Annotated in this window: 18 protein-coding genes; all 18 read left to right on the forward strand. The window is 28.1% G+C overall.

Translation table 4 applies throughout. The annotated features are described in order from the left end of the window. The first annotated feature begins 106 nt into the window (after positions 1 to 106). On the forward strand, positions 107 to 1,756 hold the full coding sequence (gene argS, locus JM47_RS02755; RefSeq protein ID WP_208894878.1) for an arginine--tRNA ligase: 1,650 nt from the start codon (positions 107 to 109) through the stop codon (positions 1,754 to 1,756). Between the two features lie 5 nt (positions 1,757 to 1,761). Next, positions 1,762 to 3,024 (forward strand): phosphoglycerate kinase, encoded by a 1,263-nt coding sequence (pgk, locus tag JM47_RS02760; protein ID WP_208894879.1) that lies wholly within the window; start codon positions 1,762 to 1,764, stop codon positions 3,022 to 3,024. Positions 3,025 to 3,071: 47 nt separating this feature from the next. Next, the gene (locus JM47_RS02765; RefSeq protein ID WP_208894880.1) at positions 3,072 to 4,163 is read left to right on the forward strand and encodes a M42 family metallopeptidase; all 1,092 of its coding nucleotides are present in this window, start codon (positions 3,072 to 3,074) and stop codon (positions 4,161 to 4,163) included. Between the two features lie 63 nt (positions 4,164 to 4,226). Continuing rightward, the gene (deoD, locus tag JM47_RS02770; protein ID WP_038101860.1) at positions 4,227 to 4,946 is read left to right on the forward strand and encodes a purine-nucleoside phosphorylase; all 720 of its coding nucleotides are present in this window, start codon (positions 4,227 to 4,229) and stop codon (positions 4,944 to 4,946) included. A gap of 102 nt (positions 4,947 to 5,048) precedes the next feature. Further along, positions 5,049 to 5,456, forward strand: a complete 408-nt coding sequence (locus JM47_RS02775; protein WP_208894881.1) for an HU family DNA-binding protein — start codon at positions 5,049 to 5,051, stop codon at positions 5,454 to 5,456. 110 nt (positions 5,457 to 5,566) lie between these two features. After that, positions 5,567 to 7,717 (forward strand): RelA/SpoT family protein, encoded by a 2,151-nt coding sequence (locus JM47_RS02780; protein WP_208894882.1) that lies wholly within the window; start codon positions 5,567 to 5,569, stop codon positions 7,715 to 7,717. Further along, the gene (locus JM47_RS02785) at positions 7,717 to 9,333 is read left to right on the forward strand and encodes a CTP synthase (protein ID WP_208894883.1); all 1,617 of its coding nucleotides are present in this window, start codon (positions 7,717 to 7,719) and stop codon (positions 9,331 to 9,333) included. Before JM47_RS02780 ends, JM47_RS02785 begins: the two co-directional genes overlap by 1 nt. Before the next feature lie 10 nt (positions 9,334 to 9,343). After that, positions 9,344 to 10,633: a histidine--tRNA ligase gene (gene hisS, locus JM47_RS02790; protein ID WP_208894884.1), complete on the forward strand. Its 1,290-nt coding sequence runs from the start codon at positions 9,344 to 9,346 to the stop codon at positions 10,631 to 10,633. Further along, positions 10,626 to 12,350, forward strand: a complete 1,725-nt coding sequence (aspS, locus tag JM47_RS02795; RefSeq protein WP_208894885.1) for an aspartate--tRNA ligase — start codon at positions 10,626 to 10,628, stop codon at positions 12,348 to 12,350. The genes hisS and aspS overlap by 8 nt, the downstream gene beginning before the upstream one ends. Positions 12,351 to 12,359: 9 nt before the next feature. Then, positions 12,360 to 13,181: a DUF1266 domain-containing protein gene (locus tag JM47_RS02800; RefSeq protein WP_208894886.1), complete on the forward strand. Its 822-nt coding sequence runs from the start codon at positions 12,360 to 12,362 to the stop codon at positions 13,179 to 13,181. A gap of 16 nt (positions 13,182 to 13,197) precedes the next feature. Continuing rightward, positions 13,198 to 13,698 (forward strand): peptide-methionine (S)-S-oxide reductase MsrA, encoded by a 501-nt coding sequence (gene msrA / locus JM47_RS02805; protein ID WP_208894887.1) that lies wholly within the window; start codon positions 13,198 to 13,200, stop codon positions 13,696 to 13,698. A 68-nt stretch (positions 13,699 to 13,766) separates the two neighbouring features. Continuing rightward, entirely contained in the window at positions 13,767 to 14,006 is a 240-nt protein-coding gene (locus JM47_RS02810; protein ID WP_038102986.1) for a hypothetical protein, read from the forward strand. A 166-nt stretch (positions 14,007 to 14,172) separates the two neighbouring features. Next, the gene (locus JM47_RS02815) at positions 14,173 to 14,595 is read left to right on the forward strand and encodes a hypothetical protein (protein WP_038102983.1); all 423 of its coding nucleotides are present in this window, start codon (positions 14,173 to 14,175) and stop codon (positions 14,593 to 14,595) included. Between the two features lie 30 nt (positions 14,596 to 14,625). Next, entirely contained in the window at positions 14,626 to 15,558 is a 933-nt protein-coding gene (holA, locus tag JM47_RS02820) for a DNA polymerase III subunit delta (RefSeq protein WP_208894888.1), read from the forward strand. 17 nt (positions 15,559 to 15,575) lie between these two features. After that, positions 15,576 to 16,943 (forward strand): hypothetical protein, encoded by a 1,368-nt coding sequence (locus JM47_RS02825; protein WP_208894889.1) that lies wholly within the window; start codon positions 15,576 to 15,578, stop codon positions 16,941 to 16,943. A gap of 153 nt (positions 16,944 to 17,096) precedes the next feature. Then, on the forward strand, positions 17,097 to 18,023 hold the full coding sequence (locus JM47_RS02830; RefSeq protein ID WP_208894890.1) for an ECF transporter S component: 927 nt from the start codon (positions 17,097 to 17,099) through the stop codon (positions 18,021 to 18,023). A gap of 387 nt (positions 18,024 to 18,410) precedes the next feature. After that, positions 18,411 to 18,776, forward strand: a complete 366-nt coding sequence (locus JM47_RS03975) for a type III restriction endonuclease subunit M (protein ID WP_244870374.1) — start codon at positions 18,411 to 18,413, stop codon at positions 18,774 to 18,776. A gap of 16 nt (positions 18,777 to 18,792) precedes the next feature. After that, complete coding sequence (locus JM47_RS02835; RefSeq protein WP_244870396.1) at positions 18,793 to 20,079, forward strand: site-specific DNA-methyltransferase; 1,287 nt, start codon at positions 18,793 to 18,795, stop codon at positions 20,077 to 20,079. Positions 20,080 to 20,083 lie beyond the last annotated feature (4 nt).

Here is a 20,083-nt window from a genome sequence, read left to right on the forward strand (position 1 = left end):
ACTAACGATATATTATAAATTCAGTCGCATTTGCGATTGGATTTTTTTCTTTTTATAAGGTTATTTATTAATGGTAAAATTTAAAGATTAAAGTTAAGGAGCAGTTATGATTTTTTCTAAAATAAATAATTTAATCATAGAAGCATTAAACAAACTAGAGATTGATATTTCAAACTTTGTAGTTGATAAAACTAAAAACATTAAGTTTGGTGATTTTTATTCTAATGTTTGTTTAGTTTTAAGTAAACAACTTAAGAAAAATCCACTTGAAATAGCTAACTTAATTAAAGAACAAATTAAAAGTGATGATTTTTTAGAAGTTAGTGTCCAAGCTCCTGGTTTTTTAAACTTTAAAATCAAACCAACTGACCATGCTCAACTATTAAATAGTATTTATCAACAAAAAAATGAGTTTGGTAATTTTACTAAAAAAGATTTAAAGATCAATATTGAGTATGTATCAGCTAATCCTACAGGATTTTTACATATTGCACATGCTGCTAATGCAATTTATGGAGATACTTTAGCTAATTTATTAAACACTTATGGATATAGTGTAGAAACTGAATACTACATTAATGATGCTGGTAATCAAATTGATAAATTAGCAATGTCTGTATTAGTTCGATATTTACAATTATTTAATCAATCAATCCAATTACCATCTGATGCATATCATGGTAATGAAATTAATTTAGTAGCAGAACAACTTAAAGCTAAATATAATGATCAATTTATTAATGCTACATTAAATGAAAATGAATGTATATCTGATCAAGAAGTTAATAGTCTTATTAAACAATTTTCAATTGATTTTATGTTAGCTGAAATTAAAAAAGATTTAGCTTCAATTAGAACTAATATTCAAACATATACTTCAGAATTAATGATTCGAAATTCTGGATTAATCGAAAAAACACTTAAAAAAATCGAACCATATACTTATGTATTAGATAATGCTAAATGATTAAAAACAACTTTATTTGGTGATGATAAAGATCGGGTTTTAGTTAAATCAGATGGTTCATACACGTACTTTACCCCAGATATTGCATACCATGATTATAAGTTTAGTCATGATAATAAAACAGTTGATAAATTAATTAACATTTGAGGAACTGATCATTTAGGTTATATAGCTAGAATGAAGGCAGCAATGCAAACTTTAGGACATAATCCTGATGATTTAATTGTTGTTTGTGCTCAAGTGATGAAATTAACTAAAAATAATGAAGAATTCAAATTATCAAAAAGAAGTGGTCAATCATTAACAATTAAAGAGTTAGTTGAAATTATTGGAGCTGATGCACTACGATGATTCTTAGGTTCATCATCAATGAACTCTCATGTTGTTATTGATGTTGATTTAGCTTTATCTAAATCAAACAACAACCCACTTTATTATGTTCAATATGCTCATGCTAGAGCTAATCAAGTATTAAATAAACAACATTTAGAATTTGATTTTAGTGTTGATTTATTAACTGATGAAAAAGAAAAAGAGTTACTTAATCAACTCCACTATTTCAAGCACACCATTGCAAATGCTGCACAATTATATGAACCACATAAAATTGCTACATATTTATATGATTTAGCTCAACTATTTCATAACTACTACGCTAATGTTAAAATCCATGATCAAAACAATTTAGCTGTTAGTGCACAACGATATAGTTTAGTATGATGTGTTAAACAAGTAATTGCTAATGGTTTAGCTATTATGAAAATTCAACCATATGATAGTATGTTTTAAATATTATGAATAATTTACGCAAAAGAGTATTACGTGATGTTGATGTCACAAATAAAACTGTTATTTGTCATTTAGACTTAAATGTTTTAATTCATAATCACCAAATTGTGAATGATAAACGGATTCGAGCTTCGATGGCAACATTAAGTTATTTAATTAACCATAATGCTAAAGTAGTGGTGATTTCTCACTTAGGTAGAATCAATACACTTGAAGATAAAACATCTGGTAAAAATAGTTTAAGAATAGTAGCTGATACTTTAGCAAGAAAACTAAAACGCTTAGGTGCTACAGTAACCTTCTCACCTGAGAACACAGGAGATAATGTTGTTGCTTTAGTTAAAGAACTTAAACCTAAAGATGTTTTAATTCTAGAAAACACACGTTATTGTGATGTTAATGAAAAAGGTGAGTATGTTGGTCTTGAGTGATTAGCATCTGCTAAACTTGGTAAATTCTGAGCTTCTTTAGGAGATATCTTTATTGAAGATGCGTTTGGAGTTGCACATCGACTATTAGCAAGTAATTATCAAACAGCATCACATTCTAAAGAAAGTGCGATTGGTTTTTCAATCATCAATGAAACTAATCACATCGATTTAGCTTTAGATCTACCAAAACGTCCTTATTTAGCATTATTAGGGGGAAATCGAGTCACTGATAAAATCGATGTGATCGAAGTCATTTGCCAAAGAGCTGATAATGTGATTATTGGGGGTGGAATTGTTTTTACCTTCTTACATGTGCAAGGATTTGATGTTGGACTTAATTTAGTTGAAAAAGAAGCAATTGAAGATTGTAAACAAATTCTTAACAACTATGGAAATAAGATCACACTTTGTTTTGATTTTTTATGTAATAATGATTTCTCAGACACTAGACCAATTTATCGTAAAATCGATGAGAACTTAGATGGATTATATGCTCTTGATATTGGTAAAAGAAGTTTAAAGATCATCAAACGTGCTATTAAACATGCTCAAACAATTCTTTGAAATGGTCCATTTGGTGTGATTGAAAACATTAAATATTATGCTCAAGGAACAACTGAAATCATTAAAGCTGTAGCTAAGCAAGCTGATAAGGGTGCTTATACAATTATTAGTGATATTGATACTTCAAACCATGCTGAATTCTTAGGGTTAGATAAACGGATTAATTTTATTTCTTCTGGTGGGGGAGCTAGTTTAGCTTATATTGCTGAATCCGTTTTACATGGGATTGATCCAATTGAAGATCAACCAATTAAACGACATGTATACAAGTAAACTAAAATAATTTATAATTTAACCATATAAAAGAAAGAAAAATAGATATGTCAAAATACACACAAAAACAAGTTAAAGAACGTGTTATTGAATATATGGAACTAGATGGGATATCACGTCATGAAGAACGTGTTGCTTCACGTCTAAAAACTAATTTAAAAGATGCTAATGTAACTTATTTAAGAGACCAATTAGGATCAATTATTTTTAAGCACAACCATGCTAAAAAAGGACCTAAGATCTTAATTGCTACACATATGGATGAAGTTGGTTATGTAGTTCAAGAAATCCTTGAATCAGGGCAATTAAGTATTTCACCAATTGGTGGAGTATGACCAAATGCTGTGATTGGAACAGCAGCTAAGGTAATTGTTGATGAAAATACAAGTTATGATGGTGTATTTGGTCATACATCAATTCATATTCTAAGTCCTGAAGATCGTTCAAAAGCATATCCAAATAAAGACTTATATGTAGATTGTGGATTTGTAAGTAAACAAGAAGCAATTGATGCTGGAATTAAAATTGGGACAGAAGTTTGTTTTATAAGTCCAAAACTTAATTTCAAAAATGAAGATTATTTAGTTGGTAAAGCAATTGATAATCGGGTTTCAGTTGGAATTTTAGATTTATTAGTTAATGCTTTAGCTGATCAAGAATTAGTTAATGAAACATATTTTGCAGCAACTGTACAAGAAGAAGTTGGATTAAGAGGGGCAAAAGCTGCTGTTAGTTTAGTTAAACCAGATGTTGGTATTATCATTGATACAACAGCATCACATGATACATATAAATGTCCAGAAGGAACAACTAAACTTGGAAGTGGGGTTGCTATTCGAATCAATGATGGGGGTACTTTAGTTCACCCTGGTTTATTAGAATACTTTGAAACTCTTGCTAAAAAACACAACATCGATTGTTATCGATATGTTGCCCGAGGTGGGGGAACTGATGCTGCTGAAGTTCAGTTTGGACCTGATGGTGGTGTATTAACAATTGGGTTCTCAATTCCACAACGTTATTTACACTCTCCACTTGGAGTAGCTAATATGAAAGATGTAATGGCTGCATTTAATCTTGTTTATGAATTCTTAAAAGTGTTTGATGAAAACGAATTTAATAAAATTAAATTTAAATAATTCAATATTTTTAATCAATAAGCTATAAAATATTTAATTATACAGACATTAAGGAGAATTTAAATGACTGCACATAATCATGCAAACAAAGGCGAAATTGCCAAGGTTGTATTAATGCCTGGAGATCCTGCTCGTGCTAAGTGAATTGCTGAGACATTTTTAAAAGATGCAAAACTTGTAAACAATGTTCGTGGTATGCTTTGTTTTACAGGTACATACAAAAACAAATTAGTTTCAGTAATGGGACATGGAATGGGAATTCCTTCAATTGGAATTTATAGCCATGAATTATATGCTTTCTATGATGTTCAAACAATCATTAGAATTGGTTCAACTGGGGCTTATACAAAAGAATTAGATGTTAATGATGTTGTTTTAGTTAAACGTTCATATTCTGATTCAACATATCCTAAATTTATGGGGGCTGAAGTTGGGGAGGATAAATTCTTATATCCAACACAAGCAATTAATGATTTAATTCTAAAAACTGCAGAAGAACATAACATTGCTCTTAAAGAAGTAACAGCACATGCTTCTGATGTATTCTATAACAATGATTCAGAAAGTTTAGACCAATTAATTAAAAGAACTTCATCTGATTGTGTTGAAATGGAGACAACAGCTTTATTTGCAAATGCACAAGTTTTACAAAAAAATGCTGCTTGTTTATTAACTGTTTCTGACTCACTTGTAACAGGAGATGCACTATCACCTGAAGAACGTCAAACAACATTTAAGAACATGGTAGAATTAGCACTAAACACAGCGATCAAGCTAGTTTAATAATTTTTTAAAATCGTTTATTTTCGCATTATTAATTAAAAATCACTTATAATCTAGTAATATAAGTTAATTATTTATTTGATAGGGAGATGTGGTTCACGCATGGAAAACAACAACAAACCTAAAACAAGAAGCCAATTGGTTGATGTATTATCTAAAATGATTGGTCAAGACAAAAAGACGACAAAACACTTTATGGAAACATATGAGGCTTTATTAGTTTATGAACTTTCAAAAGCTAAAGAAGTCCGTTTAGGATCTATTGGTAAATTTAAAGTTACTGAGCGTGCAGAACGTAAAGCAATCAACCCTGCTACAAATGAACACATCATTATTCCTGCAAAAAATATCCCTAAATTCGCATTTGCTAAGGGAATTAAAGAAATCGTTAATGCTGGAATTATCGTTGATGATGGTCAAGTAATGCTTGAAAATGAAGAAGAAGATTTTGATGGTGAAGATGAATTCGTAGATGAATACATTCCATCAAAAGATGAAGAATTAAACTAATTATCAATAAAATATAGAGATAAGAAACTACTTATGTGGTTTCTTATCTTTTGTTATTATTAAGTTTAGTATAATTTAAAGATATCAAAGAGCTTGAAAGTTAGTTATTTATGCCAAATTTAGTTCAAAGACAAGTAAGAGATTTGTTAAATTTTCTTAAAGAAAAAAAGTATAGTACACATACGATTGATCTAGTTCATAAATCTTTTGAGTTCGCTAACTATCACCATGGTGATCAAGTTCGTAAATCTGGTGAACCTTATATCATTCACCCGATTGCAACAACTAAAATCTTAGCTTCATGAGATATGGATGAGAATACATTAATTGCTGGGATGTTACATGATGTATTAGAAGATACATATTGTACTGAAGAAGAGATGATTAAAACCTTTGGTAAAGAAGTAACAACTTTAGTTAAGTTTGTAACTAAAGTATCAGTTTATTCTAAAAACAACCGTAAAAATAACCTTTATACGAATTTAGCTGAAAAGTATTCGATTCAGGTTTTTATGTCAATGTCTTATGATTTAAGAGCAATGATTATTAAAATTGCTGATCGTTATCATAATATGCAAACGATCCAGTATGTTAAACCAGAAAAAGCTAAAAAAGTAGCTCAAGAAACATTAGATATTTATGCAAGTATCTCAGGTCGACTTGGGATGTATAAAGTTAAAACTGAACTCTTAGATATGTCCTTTGCTATCATTGATCCAGAAGCTTATAAATCAACTAAAGAAGCAATTGCTAACTTAATTGAAACCAATAAGAAAAAATGAGATGAAATCTTATTAAGACTTAAAAATATCTTAGAAGCTAATAATATTCCTGCTCGTTTTGAAAGTCGGATCAAAGGAGTTTATTCAACTTATAAAAAGATGCAATCTGGATATGAAATTAAACAGATCCATGATATTTATGCGATCCGTGTCATTTTAAATGATGTTTATATGTGTTATCAAACCTTAGGGTTAACCCATATGAACTTTACTTATTTAGTCAACACTTTTAAAGATTATATTTCAGCTCCTAAATGAAATCTTTATCAATCAATTCATACTACAATTGCATTTGATGAAGTTTTATCTGAAGTTCAAATAAGAACTAATAAAATGGATGCTTTTGCTAATAATGGATTAGCAGCTCACTGAAAATATAAAGAAGCTAATCAAAACGATATCTTATTAACTGTTAATAACATCTTATTAAGAGACTTTTTAAACAGTAATGAAAAAGATATTAATTCAATTAAAGATATTACAACAGGAACGATCTTTGATGTTTTAGTATTAAACTCAAACAAATTCATCACTGTTTCAAATGGATCAACCTTATTAGATGTGGCTTATAAATACAATGTTGATAACTTCTTTAACATTTTAGCAATTTATCGAAATGGAGAAAGATCACACTTTGATACTCATGTTGAATCAGGAGATACGATTAAGATCAACTACACTGAGAATCTTGAAACAATCAAACCATCTTGAATCAACTCTGCTAATAATGATATTGTTAAAAAACATATTCTTAATCACACTAAAAAATATGAACTTAATAAACAATTAACTAAATCCCAATTCCTTGCTAATGCTGAATTCTTTTTAGAAGGAAGAATTGCAAGTGAAGAACATGTACTAAACCGATTAGAAAAAGAATTTGATATTAAATCGATTAATACATTCTTAGATAACTTATCTGAAACTAATATTCCAACAGATACGATCTATAAGGTTTTTTCTGAAAATAAAAAAATTGCTAATGAAGCAATTTTAAATATTAAAAACCAAGCTTGGAAATGATTAGCTAAATCTTCATATTTTACAGGACTTGAGAATATTTATTTTACAAGTTTTAAGATTACAACATGTTGTACTAAAATCCCTGGCATTGATTGTGTGGCTAAGATCACACGCAACAAAGCTGAAATCCACAGAAACGATTGTGTTCAAGTTCGCAATTCAAAAGCAAAAATTGTTGTTGTTGAATGATCTGATGAAAAACTAGCAAATTGACCACGTTACTTTAAAGCTGCTTTATTACTAAAAGGTAATTGAACAGAATCAATCGGAAACACGATTTGTAGTGTTTTAACTAAGATGAAAGTTAATCTAGTTAAGATTGATATTAAAAAACATAAAGAAACAAAAGTTCATGAAACTTATTTACTAGTGTATGTTAAAAACTTAGATCATTTACAAAAAGCAATTTTAGAACTAGAAGCTAAGAATGCAATTTCAGGTTGGAGGATTATTTAATGTTAAAGAAAGCAGACCAAAAAACAAAATATATTTTTGTAACAGGGGGAGTTTACTCTTCTTTAGGTAAAGGTGTTAGTGCAAGCAGTATTGGACGAATATTAGTTGAATTAGGATATAAGGTTGCGATGCAAAAACTTGATCCTTATTTAAATATTGATCCAACTTATTTATCTCCTTATCAACACGGAGAAGTGTTTGTAACTAAAGATGGTAAAGAAGCTGATTTAGATTTAGGAAGTTATGAACGATTCATTAATTTAGATTTAAATGAATATTCTTCAGTTACTTCAGGAAAAATTTATTATGAACTTTTATTAAAAGAACGTAATAATGGTTTTGAAGGAAAAACTGTGCAAACAATTCCACATGTTACAGGAGCGATCATTGATTATATTATTAAAATCAAAGATTCATTAAATCCTGATTTTGTGATCGTTGAAATCGGAGGAACTGTGGGTGATTATGAATCGCTTGCTTTTATTGAAGCGATTGCTCAATTTAAACACAGTTATGGGGCAAATAATGTATTATGCATCCACTGCTCACCTCTTATTTACATTAATAATGTCCAAGAACTAAAAACTAAACCAACACAAAATAGTGTTAAATTACTTCGATCACTTGGTGTAAACCCTGATTTATTATTAGTACGAAGTGAAGTTGAAGTAGATGATTCAACACTTAAAAAACTAGCTTGATCTTGTGCAATTGATGAATCAATGATCTTTGCTTCTTATACTGCAGATTCAGTTTATTTAGTCCCAAACAGCTTATTTGCTCAAAAGATCCATATTTCAATTCTTGATTACTTTAATATTGATTTTGATCAATCTAAAAACATTGATAATTGAACTAATTTCACTAAAAAAATTACTGAACCTAAAAAACATAAATTAAATGTTGGTTTAGTAGGTAAATTTGTTGAACTTCCTGATGCTTATAAATCAGTTATTGAAAGTTTATTATTAGCTAGTTATGAGTTAAGTCTTGATCTTAAAATCAATTACATCCAACCAAATGAAATCAATAAAGATAATATAGAAGAAAAACTAAAACGAATGCATTGTTTATTATTCCCTACTATTTCAGGGGATAATAAAGGATTTGATGGTGCTTTATTAGCAATGCAATTTGCACGAGAATTTGATGTACCAACGCTTGCTTTTGGAACAGGAATTAACATCTTAGTAGCTGATTATATTAAAAATGAATTAAACCAAGAATTAGTGTTTAATCAAACATCTAATAATAATGATTTTAGTTATGTGATAAATGGATTTGTTCTTAATGATAAAGAAATTTATCGAGTTGGAGAATATGAATCTAAAGTATTAGCTGATTCTTTACTAAATCAAGTTTATAACACTAATTTAATCTATGAACGTCATCGTCACCACATTGAACTTGATAGTTCATTTGTTAATCAACACTTATTAGCTAATCAATGATTAATTAATGCAACAAGTACTAAAAACAATTATATTGATGCTATTAATTACACACCAAATAAATTCCATTTAGGTTTAATTTACAATCCTGAATACAATTCAAAACCAAACAAGGTGAATCCTTGTTTTATTGCTTTACTAAAAGCTTGTTTAATTATTAAATAAAGGAACTATTATGAGTAATTATAACCGTGTTAGAGGAACTGTTGATCTTTATGGTTTAGATATGTTGTTATTTAAACAACTTGAACAAACCTTATTTAAGATCAGTAATCAATACCACTTCAAAATGATTCAAACACCAATCTTTGAAGAAGCTAAATTGTTTCAAAGAACTGCAGGTGATAGTTCTGATTTAGTTTCTAAAGAAATGTATTTGTTTAAAGATAAAGGTGATCGACTTTTAGCATTACGACCTGAAGGAACTGCAGGGGTTATTAGAGCTGTTGTTGAAGAGAAAATGTTAAACAACAATCCATACCCACTTAAGTTAATGTATTTTTCAAGTTGTTTTCGATATGAACGTCCACAATCTGGACGTCAACGTCAGTTTCATCAATTTGGTGTTGAACTATTAAATGCAAATTCAATTTATGATGATTTTGAAGTCATTAGTTTAGCTGATCAAATTCTTAAACAATTAAAGATTGTTGATTATAATTTAGAAATCAATTATATTTCAACACCAAAGCAAAGATTAGCTTGAATCAATGCTCTTAAAACTTATTTTTATCAATATTATGATCAACTAACACTTGTTTCTCAACAACGTTTAGAAACAAATGTATTAAGAATCTTAGATGATAAAGAAGAAGCACATAAAGACTTTGTTAAAAATGCCCCTAAAATTAGTGCTTTTATAAGTCAAGATGAACAACAAGAATTTGATCAATTACTTAAGTTATTAGATCAAGCTAATATTAAATATCAAATTAATTACAACTTAGTACGTGGTCTTGATTATTATGAAGGCGTTGTTTTTGAATTTGTATCAACAGCAAATGTTTTAGTAGGTCAATCAACGTTAATTGGCGGGGGAAGATATGGTTCATTAGTAAGTGAACTAAATGGTCCTAATGTACAAGGAGTAGGTTTTGGTTTAGGAGTTGAACGAATCTTAATAATGCTTAAGTATTATTTAGATCAAGAGCAAACTAATCAACTATTTAAAAAAGATGCACCTGTTTATTTAGTTGGTTGTTTAGATGCTAATTTATTAACAAATCTTAATCAATTAGTACACCATTTAAGAGCTAATTCTAAATTAGTTATTGAATCTAACTATAATAGTTATAAAATTGATAAACTCCTTAAACAAGGAGAGCGAATTAATGCACAATATTTATTATTATTAGCTCCAACTGAATTTGCTAATAATCAAATAATTGTTAGAAATTTAGTAACTAAAACCCAACAGTGCGTTGACTATCATCAATTTATTAAGGAGAACATAGATAATGAGTAATATCAAACAATTATATTGTGGACATGTTAATGCTTCTTATATCAACCAAACTGTTAAGATCAATGGTTGAGTAAAACGTGTTCGAAAAATGGGTAATTTAGTTTTTGTAGATATTAAAGATCGATATGGATTAGTCCAAGCTTTTGCAACTAGTAATGATCAAATTTTTGATCAATTAAATGCATTATCAAGAGAAGATGTTATTAGTTTAGTTGGTGTTGTATTAGCACGAAAACAAGTAAATAGTTCAATTCCAACTGGAGAAGTTGAAATCTTAGCTACTAGTTTAATCATCCACTCTAAATCTAAAACACCCCCATTAATCATCGAAAATAAAACTGATGCAAATGAAGAAGTGCGTTTAAAATACCGTTATCTTGATTTAAGACGTGATGTTAATTTACAAACTTTTGTACTAAGAAGTAAAGTAACAAAAAGTATTCGTGATTTCTTACACAATCAAAACTTCATTGAAACAGAAACGCCAATGCTAGCTAAACCAACTCCTGAAGGTGCAAGAGATTATTATGTTCCAACACGAACTAAAAAATTCTATGCTCTTCCTCAATCTCCACAAACCTTTAAACAACTTTTAATGTTAGCTGGGTTTGATCGATATTTCCAAATTGCTAAATGTTTTCGTGACGAAGATTTAAGAAGTGATCGTCAACCTGAATTTAGTCAAGTTGATATGGAACTATCATTTGTTGATCAATATCAAGTTCAAACACTAGTTGAACAACTACTACACCACATCTTTTTAGAATGTGCTAATAAAGAAATTAAGATTCCGTTTGATCGAATGGATTATAAAGATGCAATCCATTATTATGGAACAGATAAACCAGACTTAAGATATGGTTTAAAAATTAATGATGGTTGTGCTTTCTTTAAAGATACAACTGCTTTATTTATTAAAAAAGCTTTAGAAAACAAAGCTGTTGTTCGTTATTTATTTGTTGAAGATGTTCACTTAACTAAAAAACAAATTCAAGGGCTTGAGAAATATGCTAAAGATAATCAAGCTAAAGGATTAGGTTGAGTTTGTGTACAAGATAATAAAGTAGTTGATGGTTCATTAGCTAATATCATTGATGATCATCATATTTATTTAAAGATTGCACAAACTCATAACAAAACTAAAGGAACTATTTTAATAGTTGCTGATCAATATGAAATAGCTACACAAGCACTAGGGGCAGTGCGAGTCCAATTAGCTACTTTATTAGATCTAAAAGCTAACAAAGAAGATGCATTTGTTTGAATAGTTAACTGACCACTATTTGAATATGATCAAGATAATAAACGATATGTAGCTGCACATCACCCATTCACAGCTCCAACAATTGAATGTGAACATGATTTTGATACTAATCAAAGCAATGCTAAAGGGCAAAGTTATGATGTGGTATTAAATGGTTATGAACTTGGTGGGGGATCTGTACGGATTATTAATCCAGAAATTCAACAACGAATGTTTAATGCTATTAATATGCCAGCATCTGAAGCTAAAACCAAATTTGGTTTTTTACTTGAAGCATTTAGTTATGGTGTACCACCTCATGCTGGAATTGCACTTGGTTTAGATCGATTAATGATGATCTTAATTAATAGTGAAATGATTAAAGATGTTGTTGCTTTCCCTAAGAATAATGCAGGGGTTGATATGATGTTAGATTGCCCTTCAGAGATTGATGATAGTGAACTTAAGAGGTAGGATTAAAACGTGAAACTAAACAATCTTAATAATGCTTCTTATTTTTCTAAAAACATTAAAAACTACGAACAACATTTAAAAGTTTGAAATCAAGTTCATAATGAACTAATTTCAAATCTATCTAAACTAAAAACAGATTATAAAAACCAAATAACTACTAAGCAATTAGATGAAGCTACTTTTGAGTTTGGAATGTATTTATCAAACTTTGCAGCGATTGGTTTAGATCTAAACTATAAAAGCAAACCATTAATTGTTGATGATACTAAAAGTGAATACCAAATACATAAAGAATTATTTTCTTTATTAGAAGATTGTTATGGTATTTATGAAGTTGATCAATTCTACCCCTTCTTAAATGAGTTAATTCAGTTTACTAAAAGTGATCAACTAGCTACTTTATCATTATTCAATGATTATAATCAATTAACTAAAATAACTGAAAATGAACTTGATATTAATCCATTTGAATTTATGTTTATTAATGCTTTTAATGGATATAAAAACTCATTTTTTTATTATACTCAACAAGCAAGTGCAATTGTTCTTTTATTAAGAATTGGTTATCAATTACAATGAGTTAATGATGATATTTTAGTTAATATTACCCAAGTTATTAGTTTACAAATTACAGAACGATTTAATAGTTGATCTGAATTTATTTACAACTACATTTTAGCAATGGTATATGACCAATTAGATGAAGATAATCCAGATCAAGCACTAAATGTTGCATTATTTTGAATCAATCAATTACAACCATTGCTTTTAATGCTTAATTTAGAACAAAAAGATAGTTGAATTAAAAACGTTATTAAATATGTTGAATAAACAAGGAGTAGAATAAATGATTAAAAAAATTTATTTAGCTGCAGGCTGTTTTTGAGGAGTACAAAAGTACTTTGATAGTATCGATGGGATAGTTTCAAGTAATGTTGGTTATGCTCAAGGAAATGTAGCTAATCCATCTTATCAACAAGTTTGTACTGGTAATACAAATCACACTGAAACAATTGAAATTGAATACGATGATCAAATCATTGACTTAGTTACTATCTTAGATCACTACTTCCATATTACAGATCCTTTTTCATTAAATCAACAAGGACATGATATTGGAACACAATATCGATCTGGAATCTATTATTTAGATAGTGAACAAGAAACTATAGTTAAAGATTATGTAGCTAATTTACAACAACAAGTTAACAGAAAAATAGTTGTTGAAACACTTCCTTTTAGTTGTTTTTATTTAGCTGAAGAATACCACCAAAAATACTTAAACAAAAACCCTACAGGTTATTGTCATTTTAATGTTAATGCTAAACTAAATAGTTTTAAAAAATAATAAATAAACTAAAGCTAAAACTTAGTTGGTTTATAATATATATGTAATTAAAAGTTAGGAATTTTAAGATGACATATAATAAAATTGTTCGTAATCTAAATACAACTCCGCTTGATAGTAGTAAACACTATCATATTTATAAAATTCTTACTACTAAAGAAGAATTAAGTAAAGGTGTTGTTGAATTAGTAGCAACAAATGAAAAAACTTATAGCATTGATTTAGCTGATCAAGTAGATCAACTAAAAGATGGCGATTGCATCGTTGATGATGGACATGTTATTGTTGCTTTATATTTAGAACAATAATTTTGATTAAAATCAACAAAAAAGAAACCTTGCTTATTTTTTAAGTGAGGTTTCTTTGATTTTAATTCATATTTGTGCTAATATAGTAAAATTATATATAAATATAATATTAAAGATAAAAAACCTATCAGATAATAATTTATCATAGAAGAAAATAGGAAAAACAATGAGTAAGAAAAAAACCTTTAAAATCACTTTAACTGATACTGAAGCCGATTTATTATCTAAAGCTAAAAAAGCAATTGATCCAGATAATGTATTACCAATCGAAATTTATGTTGAAGATGTGATTCATAAATGTTTACAACGTCATTTTAATAAAGATGATAATCCCGAAAAATCTTTATATTCACTATTCTTAGGGGACGAAGTTGTTAATAATCCTTTTGTAGAATTATCAAAGATGTTTAAAGATCAAAAAATCGAACCACAAGATTTTATTAACTTCATTGAAGATATGGGTCAACAATACAACTTCTTTGAGGAGTTGCAAGAAACTAAAGCTAAAAAAGAAACTAAAAAACAAAGTGCAACTGAACAAGAAGAAAAAGAACCTAAAGCTAAAAAAGTAGTTAAGAAGTTTTCATAATTAATTTATTAAAAGTATGAGTGATTAGTAATGGATCTAAATAAAATATTTCATATCATTAATAGTTCTGATTTAGCTTTTAATAAAACCACTATTAATCAACTATCTAAAGGATATGATCTAGTTGAAATTAATGATCAATTTAATATTGATGATTTAATCAATAACTTAGATCAAGATATGCTTTTTAATCAACCATCTATTTGGCTTTTTAATAACAGTAATCACTTTAGTTCTAATGAACAATTTAAAAAAACTTACCAACTATTAACTAAATTACTAACAGCTAAGCAAGTTTGTATTTTTATAGTAACTAGTTTAGCTAAAAGCAAGGATGTACTTAATTTTATTGATCAATATGCTAATGTGTACACTAGTTTTGAATATAATCAAAAAACAGCTTTTAATTATGTTTTAAAATTATGTGCTGATTTACAAATTAATTTATCTGATTATCAAATTAATAGTTTAATTAATGCAACAGCTTATGATATTAATCTATTACATAATGAGATCCATAAAATTTCTTTACTTAATCAACAAACAATCAGTAATGAAGTATTTGATCTTATAGTAAGTGATTATAGTAATGAACTTGTTTTTAAAATTATTGAACACTTATATCATCAACAAATTAAACAAGCACTTAAAATAGTTGATTATTTATTAAGTGTACAAACCAATGAGATTACAATCATTAATGCAATTGCTACAATGATGTGTAAACATTATTATGTTAAAAAACTAACTGAATTAGATTATGATCAAGATCAAATAGCTACTAGTTTAGAAATCAAACCATTTGTTGTATCGATTCAACAAAAAATGCTTGTAAATTTTTCAAGTGATTGAATAATTGATAAAATTAAAATGCTGTTTAATTTTGATTATTTAATCAAAACCAACCAAATTGACAAAAACCATGCTTTATTTCTATGGATCTTGTCTTTTTATCATATTTAATTTAAAAAGGAGGGTTTATGTCTAATCAACTAAAAACATTAGATCAAAGCACTCAAGACTTATATTTAAAAAGTAAACTCCAACTAAACACGGTTTTTTTAAAGCCAGAATTAAATGCTGCTTTAAAAAATGATCAAACATTAAGATCACAAGTGTTTGGAGCTATTAATATTGTTCATTACATTGAATCTAACTACCAAACAGAAAATTCAACTTTTGATGAATATTCTAAAGCCATTACTGTTTATGAACCTTATAAACAAGTAATCTATAGTTTTGATGATCATGATAACTTATTAGATGCTATTAATAGTTTACGAGTTTATTTACTTAACACTTATCAAACAAATACAGATGAACTTGTTGATGTATATGGAAATGTTTTATTTATTTATACACCAACTTCAACTGAAACTGATCAAGTAGTTGTAACTGATGAAGTTGTTTATCAAACTAAACCAATTGAACAAGATCAAGAGCAAGAGATAAATCAAGAACAACAAAATGCTAATTTTAATCAAAGTACAAATAACTTTGATCCAACATCATTTGGTTTTAACCCTAAGATTGCAGATGATTTTAAAGAAATGCAAATCAATGCAGTTGTTAATAACATCTTTATGCATAAAGTAATGAGTAATGAAGTGTTTATTTACAACAGCAAACCAAAAGTGATTCCAATTCTTAAGATCTTATACATTGTTATGTTAGGATTAATGTTTATTTTCTCAATTGTCTCTTTTGCATTAATCAATGTCTTTGGTAAAGAAATGTTTACAATTGCAACTGCAACCACAATATCTGGACAAACACAAACAATTGTTATTCCCTTAGCTAGAGGAGCTACTATTCCCTTTGATTTAATTATTTTATTATTAGTTATTTCATGGTTTATTTATGGAATGATTAAGGGATGGAAAAATGATAATATAAGGTATCATTTCAAATTCATGGTTCCATTAGTTTTTGTAATCATTTTAGTAATTGTAAAATTAGTTGGAAGTTTTAGTGGTGTGTTTAGTTTTGCAACTGATGATATTTTAGATAGCTTTAATAAGATTTGAAACAAGCATGTGGAAGCTACAAACCATCCAAATGCAGCAGCTGCAGGGCTTAGACCAATTGCACCTGAAGATTTAGAATCAACAAAAGCTCACTACCAAAGCATTATTATGGGTTATTTTGCAACTACAATCATTGTTTTTGCTGCTTTATTATTTGCTTTAATTGTGATTGTAACAGCTATTTTCTTCAATCCTAAAAAAGACTTTGAACGAGTTAAAGAATTACATGAACAAATTAGAGCTGATTTATTAGCTGGTAAAATTGATCCAAGTTTATACCAAATCAAACCAGCATCAGCTCGAGATTCAATGTGAATATAAAAAAAAGGATAAATAAGTGAAATGAATTTTCGCTTTGAGCTTAAACCATTAGCAAATCAAAAAGTATTAACGACCAAAATAGATCAAATAAAACGGAAGTTCTTACTTTTTTTCTTCCCTTTTTACCCTCTAAAGCTATTTAAATCAATATCAATGATTACATTGTTTGCAGTTTTTTTAGCAATCCGATTAGGAATGTCATTTCTTAATGTACGTTTACCTGGTTTTGGTTTATCACTCTCTTTTGCATGATTACCATTAATGGTACTAAGTTGATATTTTGGTCCAGTGATTGGTTTGTTTGCAGGTGCTCTTATGGATACTTTAGCTTGAGCACTTAAACCAAGTACTTGGTTTTGGTTATATGCTATTCAAGAACCAATTGTTGGACTTTTAGCTGGTTTGTTAGGATCAATTGCAACATTAAGAAAAAGTGCTACTAAAACCTATTGGGATCTTATTATTGTTCAGTTTGTAATTTTAGTTTTTGGTTTTATTACAATCTATGTGCTTTTAACATTACTTAATGAAGGTAGTGTACAATATGATGCTAAAAACAAAAAGATTGCTCCTTTGTTTAGTGCAATCAGTCGAAATGATCCTGAGATCGGAGATGAATGGTTATATATCTTTAAATATTTAGCAATTGCTTTTATTTCAGCATTTGTTCTATTCATTGAAATTTTCTTATTATCTTATTATATTAATGCTAAAAAGAAAAAGAAACCAAGTAATAATTTAATAGTTACAATCTATACAGCTTTATTATGTATTTTAAGCACAATGATCTTCTCATTTGCTCTAGGTTCTTATACAGCTGTTAAATTCTTAGAATTTTTAGGTAGAAAACCTACTAATTATCTAAGGTATGGTATTAATTATTATTTATTACCAAGAGTAATAAAAGAAAGTATTAAAACACCAATTTATATTCTTATTCTTTCATCAGTTTTAATTACTTTTGAATATGTCTTTATTAATGTTAAAAAGATCAGTCAACTTAAATGATCTAAAATCGATCATTTTAATGAAAATAACTGATTTAGTAAAAGAAAAAACAAACAAAAAACATCCTTATAAAACAAAAGGTGTTTTTTGTTTGTAAATAGCTTAGTAGATTGATTAATTGTTGTTGGTGTTTGGTGTTTATATCATCACACTATAATATTAAAAATATCATTTAAATTAGTTAATTTTATGGGCTTTAATAAATTTTAGAGACGATAGTTCTTAAATAGTTTACGTACTAAAGATGATTATGTAACTAATAAACTTTTGAAAAACAAAAATCAAAAAGTGCTTTTTGTTGATAGAGAGCTATATCATTTAGCTTCTAATTCAATATTAGCTCAATTTGTATTAATGATGTAATTAGCTAGAGTTAAATGCACCAAAATAATAGTTGTTTCATAGAATTAGTCAATAATTAAATATAATAATAAAAAATAATTAATTTATGGAGGAAATATGACTAAAAGTTTAAAAAGCTTAGAAGAATACAAAGAAGATCTTAAAAATATATCAAAAAGTCTTTTAAATGATGACCAAAAAAGCTTAATTATAGAGATATTAGAAAATTCCAAAGAACAAAATTTAGACAATATATTCCAGCTTTTAATTCAAAAAGTTAAAATTGGCTTTACTTTTGATGTTGCACCTAGTGTTGATGCAAAACAAGTTGCACTATTAACAAAAGACGACAAAATGTCTTTTGTTAATGATTATCTAAAACATCAAAATAACAATTTAATTATTGGTGAAAACTATGATGTACTTAAAAATCTAATAGTATTAGAGAGAGAGAGAGAGAGAGAGAGGAGCGTTAGACGCTAAATACGATATTATCTATATCGACCCTCCATACAATATAGAAAAAGCAAAAGCTGAAGGTAATCAATTTTCAGAAAAAGAAGATGTTAAAGCATCTAAATTCATTTATCGAGATAAATTTAGTCGCAATGGCTGGCTAAATATGATGAATGAAAGACTAAAAATGGCTCACACATTGTTAAAAGACGATGGTGTTATTTTTGTTTCAATTGATGATAAAGAACAGGCCTATTTAAAAGTATTAATGGACGAAATTTTTAAGGAAGAAAACTTTGTTGCTAACTTAGTGTGTCAGAAGAAAAATTCTGGTAGTGGAGATGATAGTAAGCATCTAAAAGTGCTAACTGAATATATACTACTTTATACTAAAAATATTGATAAATTAGTTATCAATACTATCAAAAAGGATATTGATACAAATGCTTATAAATTTGAAGATGAACATGCGGATACAAGGGGTAAATATCTTATAAAACAACTTGACGTGGCCTCACTATCGTGATCAGAGAAACTTGACTATGAATTTGAATACGAAGGTAAAATTTATTATCCTGGTGGCAGCAAAGAAAAATGATTAATTCGTCAAAATGGTAAACATGCTAAAAAAGATTGGCAGTGAAGATGAAGTAAAGATAAATTAATTGATGGCATAAAAAATGGTTATATTGTTTTTAAAAACAATAAAATTTATTCAAAGCAATATCAATTTGTTGATAATTCAGGAAATCTAATAGAACGTCAAGATAAATTTAATAACTTAATAATTGACTCTAATAAGCATGGAACACAAGGTACAGCAGTTCTAAAAAGTGTTTTTGATGGTTTTAAAATTTTTGATCATCCTAAACCAACAAATTTACTAAAACATATTATAAACATGCATCCAAACAAAAATGCCCGTGTTTTAGACCTTTTTGCCGGTTCAGGCACTACAGCTCACGCTGTTTTAGAACTTAATAAAGAAGACGGCGGTAATCGTAGTTTCACCATTGTAACTAATGATGAAAATGGCATTGGCACAAATATTTGTTATGAACGAGTTTATCGAATTAATAAAGGCATTGGCACAAATGGACAAAAATTCGATTGAGCTAGAAAAAACGAGCCTTTCAAAGATAATTTAAATGTTTTTAAAGTTAAATATTTTGATACATCAATTACTAGCAAACAAAATGACTTGATTAAAGAGACTTTTAGAGCACAACTTAAAGACTTCAACATTACAAAAGTTAATGAAGAAAATATCGATGACCGAAATATTCTTGTTTCACTAACTGCACTTAAACCAATTAAAAATAAAGAATAACATT

This window comes from Ureaplasma diversum (assembly GCF_000941095.1).
Taxonomy (GTDB): domain Bacteria; phylum Bacillota_I; class Bacilli_A; order Mycoplasmatales; family Mycoplasmoidaceae; genus Ureaplasma; species Ureaplasma diversum.